This is a genomic window from Adhaeribacter terrigena (assembly GCF_016623615.1).
GTDB lineage: Bacteria > Bacteroidota > Bacteroidia > Cytophagales > Hymenobacteraceae > Adhaeribacter_A > Adhaeribacter_A terrigena.
The window spans coordinates 87395-103904 of record NZ_JAEHFX010000005.1 but is presented as its reverse complement, the minus strand read 5'-3'; the positions used below and the strand labels follow the sequence as shown (position 1 = coordinate 103904).

The 16510-nt window shown below is 46.5% G+C and carries 12 protein-coding genes; 4 read left to right on the top strand and 8 right to left on the bottom strand.

Translation table 11 applies throughout. The annotated features are described in order from the left end of the window. The first annotated feature begins 44 nt into the window (after window positions 1-44). Both I5M27_RS11010 and I5M27_RS11005 read left to right on the top strand, forming a co-directional pair. Window positions 45-1538, top strand: a complete 1494-nt coding sequence (locus I5M27_RS11010; protein ID WP_200506462.1) for a GH3 auxin-responsive promoter family protein — start codon at window positions 45-47, stop codon at window positions 1536-1538. Continuing rightward, window positions 1528-1779 carry a hypothetical protein gene (locus tag I5M27_RS11005; RefSeq protein ID WP_200506269.1) on the top strand — a complete coding sequence of 84 codons (252 nt, stop codon included), beginning with the start codon at window positions 1528-1530 and terminating at the stop codon, window positions 1777-1779. Before I5M27_RS11010 ends, I5M27_RS11005 begins: the two co-directional genes overlap by 11 nt. An 83-nt stretch (window positions 1780-1862) precedes the next feature. Here I5M27_RS11005 and I5M27_RS11000 read toward each other — a convergent pair whose 3' ends face one another. The 4 genes from I5M27_RS11000 to I5M27_RS10985 form a co-directional block, all read right to left on the bottom strand. Continuing rightward, complete coding sequence (locus I5M27_RS11000) at window positions 1863-2627, bottom strand: TIGR00266 family protein (protein WP_200506268.1); 765 nt, start codon at window positions 2625-2627, stop codon at window positions 1863-1865. An 86-nt stretch (window positions 2628-2713) separates the two neighbouring features. Next, on the bottom strand, window positions 2714-3106 hold the full coding sequence (locus tag I5M27_RS10995; RefSeq protein WP_200506267.1) for a hypothetical protein: 393 nt from the start codon (window positions 3104-3106) through the stop codon (window positions 2714-2716). Between the two features lie 152 nt (window positions 3107-3258). Further along, on the bottom strand, window positions 3259-4353 hold the full coding sequence (locus I5M27_RS10990; RefSeq protein WP_200506266.1) for a hypothetical protein: 1095 nt from the start codon (window positions 4351-4353) through the stop codon (window positions 3259-3261). 162 nt (window positions 4354-4515) lie between these two features. Then, entirely contained in the window at window positions 4516-6153 is a 1638-nt protein-coding gene (locus I5M27_RS10985; RefSeq protein ID WP_200506265.1) for a T9SS type A sorting domain-containing protein, read from the bottom strand. Between the two features lie 269 nt (window positions 6154-6422). Between I5M27_RS10985 and I5M27_RS10980 the strand changes: the two genes are divergently transcribed. Together I5M27_RS10980 and I5M27_RS10975 are read left to right on the top strand one after the other, a co-directional pair. Beyond that, complete coding sequence (locus I5M27_RS10980) at window positions 6423-8711, top strand: TonB-dependent receptor (protein ID WP_200506264.1); 2289 nt, start codon at window positions 6423-6425, stop codon at window positions 8709-8711. 182 nt (window positions 8712-8893) lie between these two features. Continuing rightward, window positions 8894-9781, top strand: coding sequence for a DUF4249 domain-containing protein (locus tag I5M27_RS10975; RefSeq protein WP_200506263.1), 888 nt, complete (start codon window positions 8894-8896; stop codon window positions 9779-9781). Window positions 9782-9846: 65 nt separating this feature from the next. On the opposite strand, the gene I5M27_RS10970 is transcribed toward I5M27_RS10975, so the two are convergent. From I5M27_RS10970 to I5M27_RS10955, 4 genes are all read right to left on the bottom strand, one after another. Next, a complete protein-coding gene (locus I5M27_RS10970) occupies window positions 9847-11484 on the bottom strand; it encodes a T9SS type A sorting domain-containing protein (protein ID WP_200506262.1) in 1638 nt (545 codons plus the stop codon). Between the two features lie 131 nt (window positions 11485-11615). Then, window positions 11616-12506, bottom strand: a complete 891-nt coding sequence (locus I5M27_RS10965; protein WP_200506261.1) for a DUF4249 domain-containing protein — start codon at window positions 12504-12506, stop codon at window positions 11616-11618. A gap of 5 nt (window positions 12507-12511) precedes the next feature. Further along, window positions 12512-15148, bottom strand: coding sequence for a TonB-dependent receptor (locus I5M27_RS10960; protein WP_317193585.1), 2637 nt, complete (start codon window positions 15146-15148; stop codon window positions 12512-12514). Window positions 15149-15398: 250 nt separating this feature from the next. Beyond that, the gene (locus I5M27_RS10955) at window positions 15399-16421 is read right to left on the bottom strand and encodes a FecR domain-containing protein (RefSeq protein WP_200506260.1); all 1023 of its coding nucleotides are present in this window, start codon (window positions 16419-16421) and stop codon (window positions 15399-15401) included. Window positions 16422-16510 lie beyond the last annotated feature (89 nt).

Here is a 16510-nt window from a genome sequence, read left to right as displayed (position 1 = left end):
CCATTAAACAATTGGAAATCCTCAATACCATAATGACCTGGGCCATGCGCAAGCGGATCGATCAGATAGACCGGTTCCGTCAGAACCCGCATGAAGTACAGATCGAAACGTTCCGGAACCTGCTCGATACGGCCAAAAATACCGAATGGGGAAAACGCTATGGTTTTGAGGAAATAAAGTCGTGGGAAACGTTTAAAGAACGCGTGCCGGTTTCGAGCTACGAACAGCTTTTTCCGGAAATTGACCGCATGATGAAGGGCGAGCAGAATATTCTGTGGCCAACTAAAATCACCTGGTTCGCCAAATCTTCCGGCACCACTAACGCCCGCAGCAAATTCATTCCGGTTAGCAAAGCATCGTTGGAAGATTGCCATTACAAAGGCGGCAAAGATATGCTGGCCATTTACGTGAACAACCGCCCCGATACCAAACTTTTTACCGGCAAAGGCCTGAGCATTGGCGGCAGCTTCCAGGTAAACGAGAAAAACCCAAACTCTTTTTACGGCGACGTTTCGGCGGTAATCATGCAGAATCTGCCTTTCTGGGCTGAATACATCAGAGCGCCGAAACTCAAAACCGCTTTAATGGATAAGTGGGAAGAGAAAATTGAGCGCATTGCCGAAGAAACCATTTCCGAAAATATTACCAGCCTGGCCGGCGTACCCACCTGGACCTACGTGCTTTTGCAGCGCATCATGGAAAAAACCGGCAAAACCATTCCCGAAGTGTGGCCGAATCTGGAATTATTCGGGCACGGCGCGGTGGCTTTCGGGCCTTACCGCGAGCTTTTCAAAGCCATAATTCCTACGGCCAAAATGAATTACCTGGAGCTTTACAATGCTTCGGAAGGTTTCTTTGGCATTCAGGACCAGCCCGATTCGGAAGACCTGTTGCTGATGCTTGATTATGGCGTGTTTTACGAATTTATTCCGGCGGGCCATTTCGACGATGAAAATCCCATAACCATTCCGCTTTCGGAGGTAGAAATAGGGAAGAATTATGCCATGGTTATTTCTACGAACGGCGGATTGTGGCGCTATAAAATCGGCGATACGGTGAAGTTTACCAGCACCGATCCTTACCGTTTTAGAATAAGCGGACGCACCAAACATTACATAAATGCCTTCGGCGAAGAAGTAATTATTGAAAATGCGGAAGCGGCTTTAACCGAAGCCTGTAAGCAAACCGGAGCAAAGCTGTCCAATTTTACGGCGGCACCCGTTTACTTTCAAAGCCAAAAACAAGGCGGTCACGAATGGATTATAGAGTTTAACCAAAATCCTGATAATTTATCCCGGTTCTGTGCTATCTTAGATGCGAAACTTCGGGAGATAAATTCGGACTACGATGCCAAACGCTACCAGGACATTGCGTTGGTTGCCCCGAAAGTTCACGTTGCGCCACCCGGCACGTTTGTGGAATGGCTGCGGCGCAAAAATAAACTGGGCGGCCAGAATAAAGTGCCCCGTTTATCGAACACCCGGGAATACTTAGAAGAACTGCTGGTAATATGCCAGGAAACCCACCATGCAAGCTGAACTACTAAACCAGGATTTCTCGGACGGCGTACGGAAGACGCACCGCGTTCGGGTAAAAAAGAAAGTGCGCGTGCGCATTAAACTCAATTCCGGAAAAGCAACTGCCCGGCAGAAACGAAAGGAACGCCTGACCGTGTTTTTTCTGGTGCTGATGGTAGCGGCTCTGGCAGGAGCCTTGCTGCTGATGCAGTTTGGCGGCGAAGAAGCGCCTGTGCCGGAAACCATTCCGTTTCCGGGGTAATAGCAGCAACCGTTTTGCTGAAAATATAAAAGGCGGCCTCTGCAAAAAGGCCGCCTTTCCTGTTTAGAGAAAACGCTATGCTTTTACTCTAAAAAATTGCTCATAAAGCCGCCTTCCTTGTTCTGGTTGCCGCCGGTTGGCATCAGCGCCTGGATCAGTTTCTTCACCGGCATGCTCTGGATCCAAACCCGGCCGGTGCCGCGCAAAGTAGCCAGAAACAAACCTTCGCCGCCAAAGATCATCGATTTTAAACCACCCGAACGCTGAATATCGAAATCGATGCCTTGTTCGAAAGCTACCACGCAGCCGGTATCGATGCGCAGGGTTTCGTTGTTGAGTTGTTTTTCAATTACGGTGCCGCCGGCGTGAATAAAAGCCAGCCCATCGCCCTGCAAACGTTGCAGAATAAAACCTTCGCCGCCAATTAAGCCGGCCCCTAAACGCTGGTTAAAGTGGATGTTCATTTTCGTGCCCAACGCCGCCGCCAGGAAACCATCTTTCTGCACAATTAACCCTTGCGGAATTGTGGCCAGATCTATGGGGATAATGGTGCCGGGATAAGGCGCCGAAAACGCTACGCGGCTTTTCTGGTTGCGGCCGCGGTGCGTAAAGTGCGTCATAAACAAAGATTCGCCGGTAAGCATGCGGGTGCCGGCAGAAAATATTTTGCCCAAGAGGCCCTGGTTCGCCTCGGAGCCGTCACCCATTTTGGTTTCGAACTGAATGCCATCTTCCATGTAAACCATGGCGCCGGCTTCGGCAATTACGGTTTCGTTCTGGTCCAGCTCTACTTCTAAAACCTGGATATCGTTGCCAAAAATTTTATAGTCAATTTCGTGCGAGCGCATAAAAATTATGGTTGGTTAGCACGGCTAAATTGCAAAATTTCCGGCAGAAAACGCTAGGGTTTTCGGGCTAAAAAGTCGCGGTCAGGTTATTTTTTCTTCGGCCTGATTTCCTCGTCATCATCCAGTTTATCCAGGTCGTCTTCATCCTCGTCGGTTTCATCTTCCTCTTCGTCTTCGGTTTTTGCCGGCTTTTTGGCGCGCGGTGCCGGGGCAATGAAATCTTCCGGATTTTCTTCTTCCTCCTCAGTTTCTTCTACGTGGTAATCGTCATCTTCAGCTTTGCTGCCGGGTTTTTCCAGGCCTTTGTCGGTGAGTTTTTTGTCGTACACGTTCTTATCCAGAAACTCGTTGAGCTGGTCTATGCTGTAGCTGGAGGTGATCTCGCCGAGCGGGTTAATCTTTATTTCGAAGCCTTCGAGTTCTTTATGCACTTTGGCTTTCTTTTCGGCTTTGTCGTTTTTCTTTTTCTTTTTGCTCATGGCCGTATCGGGTTAAATATAGCTTTAGCTCAATACGCAAAAAAAGCGCAGCAAGGTTAAATCCTGCTGCGCCGCATTTAGTTTTTATGTCTGAAAGGGTACCGTTTTTATAAAGCGAAGAGTAAAGGCATTACCACTTTAGGAAACGATCGTTAAGCGCCCGCCAGGTCATGAGAGAACTCGTGGAAATTAGACTTTATGTAGTTCTGCGTTTTGTCTTTCCGCTTAATGGCCTGCACCGAAGGGTTCGAGCCAGGGTAGTTCGAATCGGCTTCGAAGGTAAGCGCCGATATACTGCCTGCTCCGGGATTATTCTTTTCAAAAAGGTCTACTTTTTCTCTGAGTTTACCAAAATCGCCGGTAAGCATGTAGGCCGCGCACAGGTTTTCGATCAGGGCGTTGGCCACTTTTTTATTGATCGCGCCTTTACCTTTCCAGTCGGCGGTAGCCAGGTGCTTTTCCCAAACGGCGATCTGTGGCTGAATGGCTTCCTTCGTCGGTGTTTTTTCGGAAACGAGAGCAGCAAAATCGGTGCTGGCTTTGTTTATTTCAGTAAAAGCCGGCGATGGACCCGTAACGGAATTCACGGCTACTCTTACTTCGAAGTTTTGCGGGGCAAAATCGTATTTGATCCGTTTGTTTATTTTATCCAGGATATGCGCCTGCAGTTCGGTTTCTAACGAATTTTTAAGATAAGCATCCAGTTCGGCCACGCTGTTAAAAGTGGGCGTGGTAAAACTATCGTTCTTTTTTTTGAATGCATAAAGCGTTGTTTCCGACTTTTTATCGATCAGGTCGTAGCCGTAATTGGCCATATAATTCACGATGGAATAGAATTTAGGCGGCTCCGCAGGGCTTGCGGCTTTTTGCGGTTTCGTACCTGGCTTCGGAGGGGTTGGTTTAGTACCCTCAGTTTTCTGGATCTTATCTATAATAAAAAGTTTGTTGAAGGTAATTTTCAGGTTCAAATCGCCGCCAGATTCCTGAAATTTCAGATCCTGAAGTTCAGGTTTTTCTTTGGCCTGGAGCGGCAAGGTGCCAAAATCGTAGGTTACGGAATAGGTATTGAACTCTGGCTTTAACTTCATTACCGGAGCTTTCTTTAACGAAGTGAAAATTTTATTCGCTTCAATTTTTTGCGCAATACCGGCAAACGGCGTGAAGGCACTTAATGCAAGCGCTAATAAAAATAACTTACTGCGTTTTGCTGTGGCAGTTTTGGCGAAGGGCAACTTCAGGTGCAACATGGCTTTTTAAGGTTAAGTGAGAGATATAGTCAGGGTAATTAAAGCGCTGGTTTAAATATAAATAAACGCAAATATTAATTAAACTGAATATCTTGAAGATTGCAAATAAATTAAGGACGTTATGCATAAATAGCCATAACAGTTCTTACTTAAAGCTTCTTCTTACTCCACTACAATTTTACGGGTAAGCAGCTGTTCACCAGCTTTTACCTGCAGCAGATACATGCCTTTGGCATGCGGTAAAGACAGTTCTTCGGAAAGCTGGTTATTGCTTACATTTAATTCCTGCTGCAAAACCACGCGGCCCAACATATCGGAAACGGTTACTTCGGCTTTTGGTGCGGTAAGGTTGCTGAGTTGTAAGGTGAATTTTCCCTGGTTCGGGTTTGGGGAAATGGAAATGGCAAAGTTGGTTTCGGGTTCTTTTATACCAAGTGGATTTCCGCCTATTTTTATGACCCAGAAATCTCTATCACCTTTTGGTGCTTGAGTTTTATCCCCGCTTATAGGAGAATCGGAGCTGCCACCAATAATATATCCTCCATCAAAGGTTTGTTGAAAGACACTCATAAAATCTTCTTCAGTTCCACCTAAAGTTTTATCCCAGGTTTTGTTGCCACTACTATCTAACTTTAAGAGCCAAGTATCAGTTTCTCCTCTAGACGCTTGTGTCTTATCAATACTAATCCCAGAATCGGATGGTCCACTTAAAATATAGGTCCCGTCTGCAATTTGTATTATACCTCCTCCTTCACAACCACTTCCGCCATAAGTTCTATCCCAAATTTTATTTCCGGTAGCATTTAATTTTAGTACCCAAAAATCACCACATCCATGAGAAGCGTGGCTTTTATCTCCGCCTATTCCAGAACCAGAACCTCCGCCTATAATATAACCTCCATCGGTAGTCTGCTGAACAGACGCTAATACTTCATTGGTACTACCACCAAATGTTTTATCCCAAAGTTTATTTCCATTGGCGTCCAGTTTTATCACCCAATAATCCAGACCGCCTCTAGAAGCTTGTGTTTTATCTCCACTTATTCCAGAGTAAGAGTATCCACCTAAAATATACCCGCCGTCTTTAGTTTGTTGAATACAGGTGAAATTGTCTGTTGAGCTGCTCCCAAGTGTTTTATCCCATAGTTTATTACCATTTGCATCGAGTTTTATTATCCAAAGATCATATCCGCTTCCCCGGTTTACTTCTGTTTTATCTCCACTAATCCCGGAGTTAGATTGTCCGCCTACAATATAACCTCCATCTATAGTTGGTTCTATTACTCCAATTTCTTCTTCATTAATTCCCCCATAGGTTTTATCCCAAATTTTATTGCCATTGGTGTCTAGTTTTATAATCCAATAATCCTCATAGCCTTTGCAAGCTTGAGTTTTATCACCACTAATTCCAGAGCCAGATTCACCACCCAAAATGTATCCGCCATCAGGAGTTTGTTTAACTGAAGATAAATAATCACCACCATTCCCCCCTAATGTTTTATCCCAAACTTTATTGCCATTTGCATCAAGTTTAATTATCCAGTAATCGGCAAACCCCTTGCTGTTTTGAGATTTATCAATACTAATATCGGAAAGTGACCAACCGCCGATAATAAATCCTCCATCTGAAGTTTGTTTTGTTTCGCAGAGTACATCCAGGTTAGTCCCTCCAAAAGCCTTTTGCCACATAATAGCCGGGCCATTTTGAGCGAAACTATTTAATGAAAAAAATGCCACGAAGGCAGCAGCTAGACTCATGCGGAGCCAGTTTTCAGGCAGGAAGTTGTAGCGTTTTTTCATGGAATAATTTTGTAGACAAGATAAAAACATTTGTTGTTAGTATGAGGACGAAGTGAAAAACAAATCCGTTGCTTCCCTTACAGCATTTTTTTAACTCTTCTCATTCTAAATCCAACTTCCATAATTTTTTTCACCATGCAACTAAGGGGCAGGCTTTTGCATCTTGTCTATAGTTTTGAAACCGCCGGAAAGCAGCTTGCCGCTAACTTCTGAATTTCGCTTTTCCGGCTCCCGCTAAACGTATTTTTTAACCTAATTTTTAAACTGTCGTGAAAAACAGCCTGGTATTGCTTTGCCTTTTATTTCTGGTAAACGGTAGTGTTTTAGCCCAAAAAACTTCTGTGCTGCGGGGCACCATCCGCGATGCCGCTACGCAGGAAATCCTGCCCGGCGTTTCGGTTTACTTGCCCGAACACCAAACCGGCATCGTTACCAATGCTGAAGGAAAATACGAACTGAAAATTTCCGGCGAAAAAGCGAAAGTCGTTTTTTCGCTCATCGGTTTTGCAAAAGTGGAAAAAGAAGTAAACCTGATCGGCAATACTGAACTGAACATCGCGCTGCAACAGGATGCGAATACGCTGCAGGAAGTGGAAATTTCGGCGAAGAAGAACGAGCTCCGCGACCAGGTTTTTACGCCGCAAATGAGCACGCTGAAGATTTCGCCGCAGCAGATCAAACATTTACCCAGCATTGGCGGCGAAGTGGATATTATAAAAGTGGCGCAACTCATGCCCGGCGTAAAACGCGGCGGCGAAGGCCAGACCGGCATGTACGTGCGTGGTGGTGGCGTAGATCAGAACTTAATTCTTTTAGACGATGCGCCGGTTTACAACGTGGGCCATTTGTTCGGATTTTTCTCGGTTTTCAACAACGATGCCCTGCAGGATGTGTCGCTCATAAAAGGCAGTTTCCCGGCGCAATATGGCGGGCGCATTTCTTCGGTAATGGATATTAAAACCCAGAACGGCGATGCGGAAAAAATAAAAGCGGAAGGTGGGATTGGTTTGCTTTCCTCGCGCGTAACCGTGCAGGGCCCGATTCAGAAAGATAAATTCACGTTCCTGATTTCGGCACGCCGTTCTTATTTAGACAAAGTGCTGGGCGTGGCCGGCCTGAAGATCCCGTATTATTTCTACGACACCAACCTAAAGCTGCATTACAAACTCTCGGACAAAGATAAAATTTCCTTCAGCAGCTATTACGGCAACGACGTGTTAAGCGAACCAAAAGCGGGTGGCAACGACGAAGATCTGGGCATGGATTTCGGGTTTACGCTCGGCAATTTTACCAACACGCTCCGCTGGCAGCACCGGTATTCCGATAAATTATTCTCCAGCCTCACACTTTTGCACACGCGTTTCCGCTATCAGGTAAACGGTCGTTTCGACCAGAATTCGCTTTTCATCGGTTCTTATATCGAAGACCTGGGCCTGAAGCTCGACTACGATTATGCCCACAATTCCCGGAACCAGTTGCGCTACGGTTTGTCGGTTACGAACCACCGTTTCCGGCCCAACATTGTGGCTACGCAGGGCGAAATTTCGGACTACGTAAAATCGCAGGAAGGCCGTAAACTGAATCCGCAGGAAATGGCCGCTTATGCGCAAAACGAGTTCAAAGCTACCTCGCGTTTAACCCTGAGCTACGGCCTGCGCGCTTCTGGTTTATTTACTTCCGGAAAAACCTATGCTGGTCTTGAACCCCGCGCTTCCGCCGTACTTCAACTTACCGAAAACAGTTCTTTAAAAGCCGGTTATTCGCGCATGTTCCAGTACCTGCACCTGGTTTCCAATTCCTCGCTCATGCTGCCCACCGATCTTTGGTACCCGGTAACCAAACAGGTAAAACCGCAATACGCCGACCAAATTGCTTTAGGCTACAACCACCATTTCCCGAAACGGAACACCCTTCTGAGCGCCGAGATCTACTACAAAAAACTATATCGTTTAATGGAATACAAGGAAGGCGCACAACTCATGCTGAACGATAATTACGAACGCGAACTCCTGCGCGGCAACGGCGAAGCTTACGGCGCCGAGCTTTTCCTGCACAAAACCGAAGGCCGTTTCAACGGTTGGATCGGGTATTCGCTGAGCTGGGCCACGCGGCAATTCGACGGGCTGAACAACGGCAAAACCTTCTACGCCAAATACGACCGCCGCCACGATATTTCCATTGTAACGAACTACGAAATTTCAAAACGTTTAAGCATTTCGGCGGTCTGGGTTTACGGCACCGGTCAGCGCTTAACCGGCCGTCTTGGTCAGTATTTCACCCCGAAACCTTCCTATTCCGGCGTAGATGTTTTACCTGTTTATACTGACCGCAACGCCCTGAAATTCTCGCCCTCGCACCGCCTGGATCTGAACCTGGTTTTGAAAAACAAGCCGCACAAAAGATGGCAAAGCGAATGGTGCTTCGGGGCTTACAACGTTTACAACCAGACCCAGCCTTACCGGGTGAAAGTAGAACCAAACGGCAAAGGTGGCTACAAATATTCGCAGGTCGGTTTGTTCGGTTTCATTCCTTCAATAGCTTATAATTTTAAGTTCTGATTTTCCGGATTATATAAAAATCCTCCCCCTACCCCCTCCAAAGGGGGACAATCTGCACGAGTAAAATCATAAAATACTTTATCTGATAAAAGTCCCCCTTTGGAGGGGGTAGGGGGAGGACTTACGCCTGCGCAGAAAAATCATTCCCTCATGCAATCATTCAAAAACTCAATCATAATAAAATGAAAACGGTATCCTTTTTAACCAAAAAACTCGGCTTCGGATTAATCTGGTTGCTTTTAGGCCTGGGCTTGTTCAGTTGTGAGCCCGATCCGATCGAAATTGACTTGCCCGCGCACGAACCGAAACTGGTAATTGCCACGCAGGTTTTTCCGGCTAAATACATGGTGGTGCAGGTTTCCAAAAGCTTCAGTTCGCTGGCGGGCGATGGCAAGGAAATGAACGCCGATACCACCTTTCTGAAAACCTTGGCAGTAGAACACGCGCTGGTGCAAATTAACTTCAACGGACAAACCGAAACGCTGAAACACGTGCGCAACGGATTTTATGTGAGCCGCAATATTCCGCAGCATTTTCAGCAGCGCTATACTTTAACCGTACGCGATTCTGTTTCCGGGCTGGAATGTACGGCAGCTACCGAAATGCTGGCGCCGGTTAATTTTGAAAAGCTGGAACCCGAAGTAAAACGCACAGAAAAAGACACCACCGTAACGCTGCATTTTACCCTTGCCGATCCCGGTCCGGAGCGCAATTTCTTTCTGATAAGCCTGGTAGGAGCGAACCGGAAAAACCTACTGCCCAAAAATAAGATCGGTTCTTTTAATGCCGTGCAGGAGCAGATTATTCTGGTAAACCACGGGGCTTTTACGAACGGCAAATACGAAGGTAAAGAAAGACTAACCTTGGAAACGTCCGATACGCTGCTGGTTTCTTTGTCGAACATCAGCGAGCCGTATTACAACTATTTGCAGCTCTATCAGAAATCGGGCAGCCTCATGAACCAGCTCACCGGCGAACCGATCAACCTGCCAACCAACATTCAGAACGGCTACGGCTTTTTCAGTGCGCATAACCCCACGGCGCAGGTTTTCAAGATCAGCGAACGGTAAGATTAAGCTGCTTTTACTTTTTAGGCCCGAAAGGATAGCATTTTACGAAACTGAAATGCTGCTTTTTACTCTACCAAAATTTTGCGGGTAAGCAACTGTTCACCAACATTAACCTGCAGCAGATACATCCCTTTCGCATACGGTAAAGTGAGTTCTTCGGAAATTTGCTTGTTGCTAACGCTTAATGGCTGCTTTAAAACCACACGGCCCAGCAGATCGGAAACGGTTATTTCGGCTTTTGTTGCGGTAAGGTTGCTGAGTTGTAACGTAAATTTGCCTTGGTTTGGGTTGGGGGAAATGGAAAGGGCAAAGTTAGCTTCGGCTTCTTTTATACCAGTTACGTCAGCAGCTAGTTTCACGATCCAGTAGTCTTGAAAACCTTGACTTTGTTGACTTTTATCACCGCTAATGTTTGAATCAGAATATCCACCTAATATATAACCATTATCTGAGGTTCTTTGCATTGAGAAGCATAAATCGTTATTACTGCCACCAATTGTTTTATCCCAAACCTTATTTCCAGTTTTATTTAATCTTATTACCCAAAAGTCATAAGCACCTTGGGTAACTTGGCTTTTATCAATACTAATATTGGAGTTAGAATGTCCAGCCAAAATAAAGCCTTCATCAGAGGATTGTTCAATACTAAATAGTATATCTTCATTATTACCTCCAAAAGTTTTATCCCAAGTTATATTGCCATTGGGGTCAAGCTTTAAGATCCAGTAATCATTCCCTCCATTGGATGATTGGCTTTTTTCACTTGAAATTGGCGAATCAGAAAATCCTGAAAGCATAAATCCTCCTTCTTTGGTTTGGATGAGGCTACGAAGGTAATCATTACTGCTGCCGCCAATTGTTTTGTCCCATATCTTATTACCGATTGGGTCTAATTTAATAACCCACATATCAAATCCTCCTCTTGAGGCTTGGCTTTTATCATTATTAAGGCCAGAGTCAGATTCACCACCAAGTAGATATCCTCCATCAGAAGTTTGAATTATTGAACGAAGATATTCGTATTCAGTACCACCAAATGTTCTATCCCATTGTTTATTCCCGTTTATATTGACCTTTATTGCCCAATAATCATATGCTCCTTTATTAGATTGAGATTTATCCCCATTTGCGCCAGATGTGGAGCTCCCGCCTAAGATAAACCCACCATCAAAGGTTTGTTGTATTGAGTAAAGCCTATCTACTCCAGTGCCACCAAAGGATTTGTTCCAAACAATATTACCGTTTGAATCCAACTTTATTAGCCAACAATCGTGCATTCCTTTTGACGCTTGCGTTTTATCTCCACTTATACCTGAAGCAGAATTTCCTCCTAAAATAAACCCACCATCAAAAGTCTGCTTCACAGCATATAAGTCTTCTTCTTCATTTCCGCCAAAAGTTCTATCCCATATTTTATTTCCATTTCCATCTGTTTTTACAATCCAATAATCCCACCCCCCTTTAGATGTTTGACTCTTATTTCCGCTTATACCTGAATTAGAAATTCCGCCCAGAATAAAGCCTCCATCTGTAGTCTGTTGCATGGATCTTAAATGATCTATATTATTTCCACCCGAGGTTTTATCCCATTGAATATTAGGAGCGGTTTGGGCTGAAGTATTTAAAGTTAGGATAGTAGCAAAAGCAACAAGTAAACCAGGCCTAAACCAGTTTTCAGGCAGAAAAGTATAGCGTTTTTCCATAGAGAATTTATTGCGGCAGAAAGATAACAATTGATATTAATTACCGGACAAGGGAAACAGCTGTTTCGCTGCTTCATGTGGAAATAATTTCTCCACATCCAGAAACGCTATCCTTTCCCGCCCCAAAACTACTAATACGGAACCTGCACTTTGTAAAGCCGGTATGCCGCAAACACCCCGAAACCACCTTTTACATTCGTATAAAGTTTGCCCGGACTGGTGAAGCTGTTGTTGACCTGGTATTGCTGCAACGAGCGGTGGTATTTCAGGTAAGCGGCATCGGTGGTGAGCAGAAAAGCATTGAGCCGAACCAGTTTATTGGCGTTTTTCATGCCGGCGAAACCGGTAATATTCAGGCTCCGTTCTACCCAAAGCCGGGTATCTTCATCGCTGTCTTCAAAAAGAGGTCCGCTATCAAATTCCAGGTTTTCAAACGTGGTATCGGTGGTGCCGGGGTTGGCCAGGAAATGCAGCTTGCCGTCTATCGCGTAATTATCGCCTGGGCCGGGAAGGTCTTGCCAGCGCATTTCGAGTTTGTAATTTTTACCGCCTGCTTCCAGGTTGCGTTCCGAAGAATCGAGGCGCGCGGTGAGCGAAGTATTGATCTTCTGCGGAACCGTGCAACGGGCTTCGGCTTGTAAACCATCGGGGCTTTGTGCGTGCAGCCAGTAAGTTTTTCCGGGCTGAACGGGTAATAATTTTGTGGTGTAAAGTTGCTTTGCAGCGTCGTACGTTAGTAAAACGGTATCAATTCCGTCGGAAAAAGTAACCTGCGCATTGGGTACGTAAACCGGTTTGCCGTTATTTTCAGGGCTCAGCAACGCTACCGTGCGGCTCACGGCTACCTGCACTTCGTCGGCTTCCGGCGAAATAAACGATACCACTACCAGTTTAGGCGGAATTTCGGGCAAAGGCGGAATTTCTACCACGCTTTCGCAAGCTGAAAACAGGAAAACTGCCAGCCAGAATGCTATGGTTTTCAGCCTGAAAAGTCGCGAAGAAAAGTTTGTGAAACCGGCCATTTCTTCTAAAATTTAAGGTTGTAACTGAACGAAGGAATGAACCCGAAGATGACCGTCTGCCGCAATTCCCGTTTCCCGTTGTTCGTTTTTAACGTGTAGAAAAACGGATTCCGGCGGTTATACAGGTTGTAAATGCTCAGGTCCCAGGTGCGGTCTGCCCACTTTAATTTTTTCCGGAACTGAATGCCTACATCCAGCCGGTGATAATCGGGCATGCGGTAATTATTGCGCGCGCCATATTCGCCGATCACCGCGTTGCCGCCCAATAATTCTTCCGGGGTAATGGCTTCGGAATCGGGATTATGATACGGCACGGAATATTCGGCCAGTGGCAGCGTAATGGCGTTTCCGGTACCGTACACCCAGCTGGCCGAAAGCTTGATCTTTTCTGAAGCATCGTAAGCCATAATTACCGATACATCGTGGCGCCGGTCGTAGCGGGCATCGAATTTCCGGCCATCGTTTATAGAATCGAACTGGTGCTGCGTGTGCGAAAGCGTGTAACCGAGCCAGCCGGTAAAGCGACTGGTTTTTTTCTGCAGCAAAAATTCCAGCCCATAGCTCCAGCCTTGCCCCGAAACCACGTTGCTTTCCCAGTCCATGCCATTTTTGGCCAAAGGGTCGTTCAGGGTTAAAAAATTAGCGCCTTCGCGGTAGGTAATAATGCGGTCCATTTTTTTGTAATACGCTTCTACTTCCAGCAAAACCTTGCGCTTAAAAAGATCATGGGCTACGCCTAAAGCGAGCTGGTGCGCCTGCTGCGGTTTCACTTTATTCGTAGCCGGAAGCCACAGGTCAATAGACTGGCCGGTGCCAATGCTGCTGAGCAAATGCACGTACTGGTGCATGGCCGCGTACGACGTTTTTAACGTGGCATTTGGCGAGAAGCGGTAGGCGGCGCTGAAACGCGGTTCCGGGTTGAAATAATGCTTGTCTTCCGAAAAAAAGTGGCTCAAACGTAAACCCGCATTCAGCAGAATTTTCGGCGTAACGGTAAAATGGTCTTCTATATAAACGGCGCTTTCCAGGTTCGAAACGGTTTCGTGCTTTTCAAAATTCACTTCGGTACTCGAATCGAAAGCCCGGACGGAATTGGGCGTGAAATAATGGTTGGTGCTCATAAACCCGAACTTCAGGAAGTGCGCCGTGGAAAGGTAATAATCAAAGTCGGATTTTAAGCTCAGGTCGCGGATGCCGGAGTAATACAAAAATGTCGTCTGGTGGTCGGGGATTTTAAAATCGTAATCGATGGCAAAGCGGTACTGGCTGAAAATAAAGGAAGTATTGGCAAAAAGCCGGTCGGAGAACAGGTGGTTCCAGCGCAAAGTGGCCGTGGCGTTGCCCCAGGCAGTGTTGAACTGGTCCCGGTTTTCGGCCTCGTTTAGTTTCACGTAAAATTTATCGCGCCCGAAATAGCCGCTCAGGTAAAGTTTGTCTTTCGGCCCGAGGTCGTAATTCAGTTTGGCGTTCGCATCGTAAAAAAAGTAGCCCAGGCCGGTGCCTTCCCGCAAAAAAGAGTTCAGGAGCAGATCCCAGTAAGTGCGGCGCGCCGAAAGTAAAAACGAGGCTTTATTTTTTTTCAGCGGACCTTCCACCACCAGGCGGGAAGAAAAAAGCCCGATCCCCGCTTCGCCGGCAAATTCCTCGCGGTTGCCTTCTTTCATGTTCATTTCCAGCACGGAAGAAAGCCGTCCGCCATACCGGGCCGGAAAACCACCTTTCGTCAGATCAATGCTTTTCAGCGCGTCGCCGTTGAACAAAGATAAATAACCCAGCACGTGGTTCGCATTGTAAACCGTGGCGTCGTCGAGCACAATCAGGTTCTGGTCGGGGCCGCCGCCGCGCACGTAAAGGCCGGTGCTGGCTTCGCCGCCTTTCTGTACGCCGGGCATCATCTGCACCGTTTTTATCACGTCTTTTTCCCCGAAAAGCGCCGGCATATCCTTCACCATTTCCACCGGAATATTTACCTGGCTGGTTTGCGTGGTTTGCGTGCTGCGTACTTCTTTTTCGGCCACAATTTCCACTTCCTGCAAAGCCGCTTCGGGCTGCAAAAATGCGTTCAATGCCTGGTCCTGGTCCAGGTTTATTTTCAGGAATTGCGGTTTGTAACCCACGTAAGAAAATTGCAGCAAAACCGAATCTGCGGGCAGCGTAAGAGAGTAGAATCCGTAATTGTTGCTGCTGATCCCGGCTTTGAATTGCGGCGCATAAACCGTTACGCCGATCAAAGGTTCGCTGCTGCCGGCTTCGCGCACGTAACCGCTGATGGTGTATTTATTAGTTTTTGTCGCGGTTTTGGTAGCGTTTTGGGCAGAAGATTTTTTATCGAAAAGCAGAATTTGGTCCGAACGATAAAGCCAGGCAATGGAAGTGCCTTTGAAAACGGTATGCAAAACGGCGTCTAAAGTCTGTTCGCGGCCGGTGAGCGTGATTTTTTTTTGCAACGGCAGCGCCTCGTTGCTATACGAAAACGGAATGTTGGTTTGGGCTTCGAGTTCCTTTAGAATTGCTTCTACGGTAGCAGTTTTAGCCGGAATTTTTACGGTTTGCTCGCCAAGCGATGCAGCAATTTGCGCACGGCCGGAAAACGGTAGCGAAAAGGCGAGAAAAAGTAAGAAACAGAGAAAAGAATGCCGCACAAAAAACCGTTGGTTACGCCTTTAATAATGCGCAAAAATAATGAAAATCAGTTACTTGTCAGCACGTTTTACTGAATTGCGATAAGTCCTCCTTTAAATCTAAAGAACCAGACTTCATTCTTTTTGCGTCATCCCGACGATAGGAGGGATCTCAACAGGATGGCAGAAAAGCCAGAGTAAAAGGTACTAGTAGCCGGATGAGCTCTCTCCTGACGTCGGGATGACCACACCGCTTGAAAACCAGCAGGTTTTAGCAGCCTTCGCCAGCTATCCAAACGGTGCCGTTTTCTTCGGTAAAAGTCAGATTCAGCGTTAAGCGCAGCACTTCCTGGATTTCTTCCAGCGTTTGTTTTTCAAAGGTGCCGGTAAAGTGACAATTCTCTAACTTTTGGTTGCGGAAGCGGATCTTTTTGCCGTATACTTTTTCCAGATCGCGGGCTACCGTTTTCAGATCGGTGTTCTGGAAGCGTAAAACGCGGGTTTGCCAGGCCATAAAATTCAGATCGGAAGTGGGCTCGGAAATAACCTGGTGCGTTTCGGCGTTGAATTTTCCGGTCTGGTCTGGCGTGAGCAATACGCGGTTTTCGGGTTTATCTTCCTCCCGCAATTCCACTTTGCCGGTTACCACCGAAACAATTACGTCTTGCTGTTCGGTATAGGCTTCCACGTTAAAACTGGTGCCTTTTACTTCGGTTACGGTTTCGGCTGCGGTAATTCTAAAAGGCTTGCTTGCGTCTTTGGCTACATCGAAAAAGGCTTCGCCGGTTAATTGTACTTCGCGGGAATTGGCGGCAAAAGTTTTTGGGTAGCGCAGCGAGCTTCCACCATTCAGCCATACTATAGAATTATCAGGTAAAGTAATTTTGGTTTGCCGGCCGGGTTCGGTTTCGTATTTCACGTAGGCCACGCCCAGATCCTGCACGCCGGTTTTATTCCGGAAAATTGCAAAAACAACGCCTAGCGAAAGCACTAAAACGGCCGCAACTTTCCATACCCAGCTGTAATCGGATTTTGCTTCAAGTTTCGGTAAAGTATATTCGGTGGGGGCGAAGTTGAGTTTGCGGGTAATTTCCTGCAAAGCCAGGTCCACGTTCGTTTCCGGAGCTTCGGTTTGCGAACCGGAAGCCTGCCAGATCTTGCGTAACTGGCTCAGTTGCCGACGGTTTGCTGCGTTCGAAGCCTCCCAAAGTTCCACCTCGCGGTTTTCTTCTTCGGTGGTTTCTCCGGCTAAATAGCGGGTAAGTACTTCCCAGTCAACGGTTGGTGGCAGCATGGTTCTAAAATTTATTCCCGTTTTTGGTAAGACAATTCACAGCGGCGCTACCCTTAGTGCTTTTTTTATTTTGTACAGTTTTTTGGCCT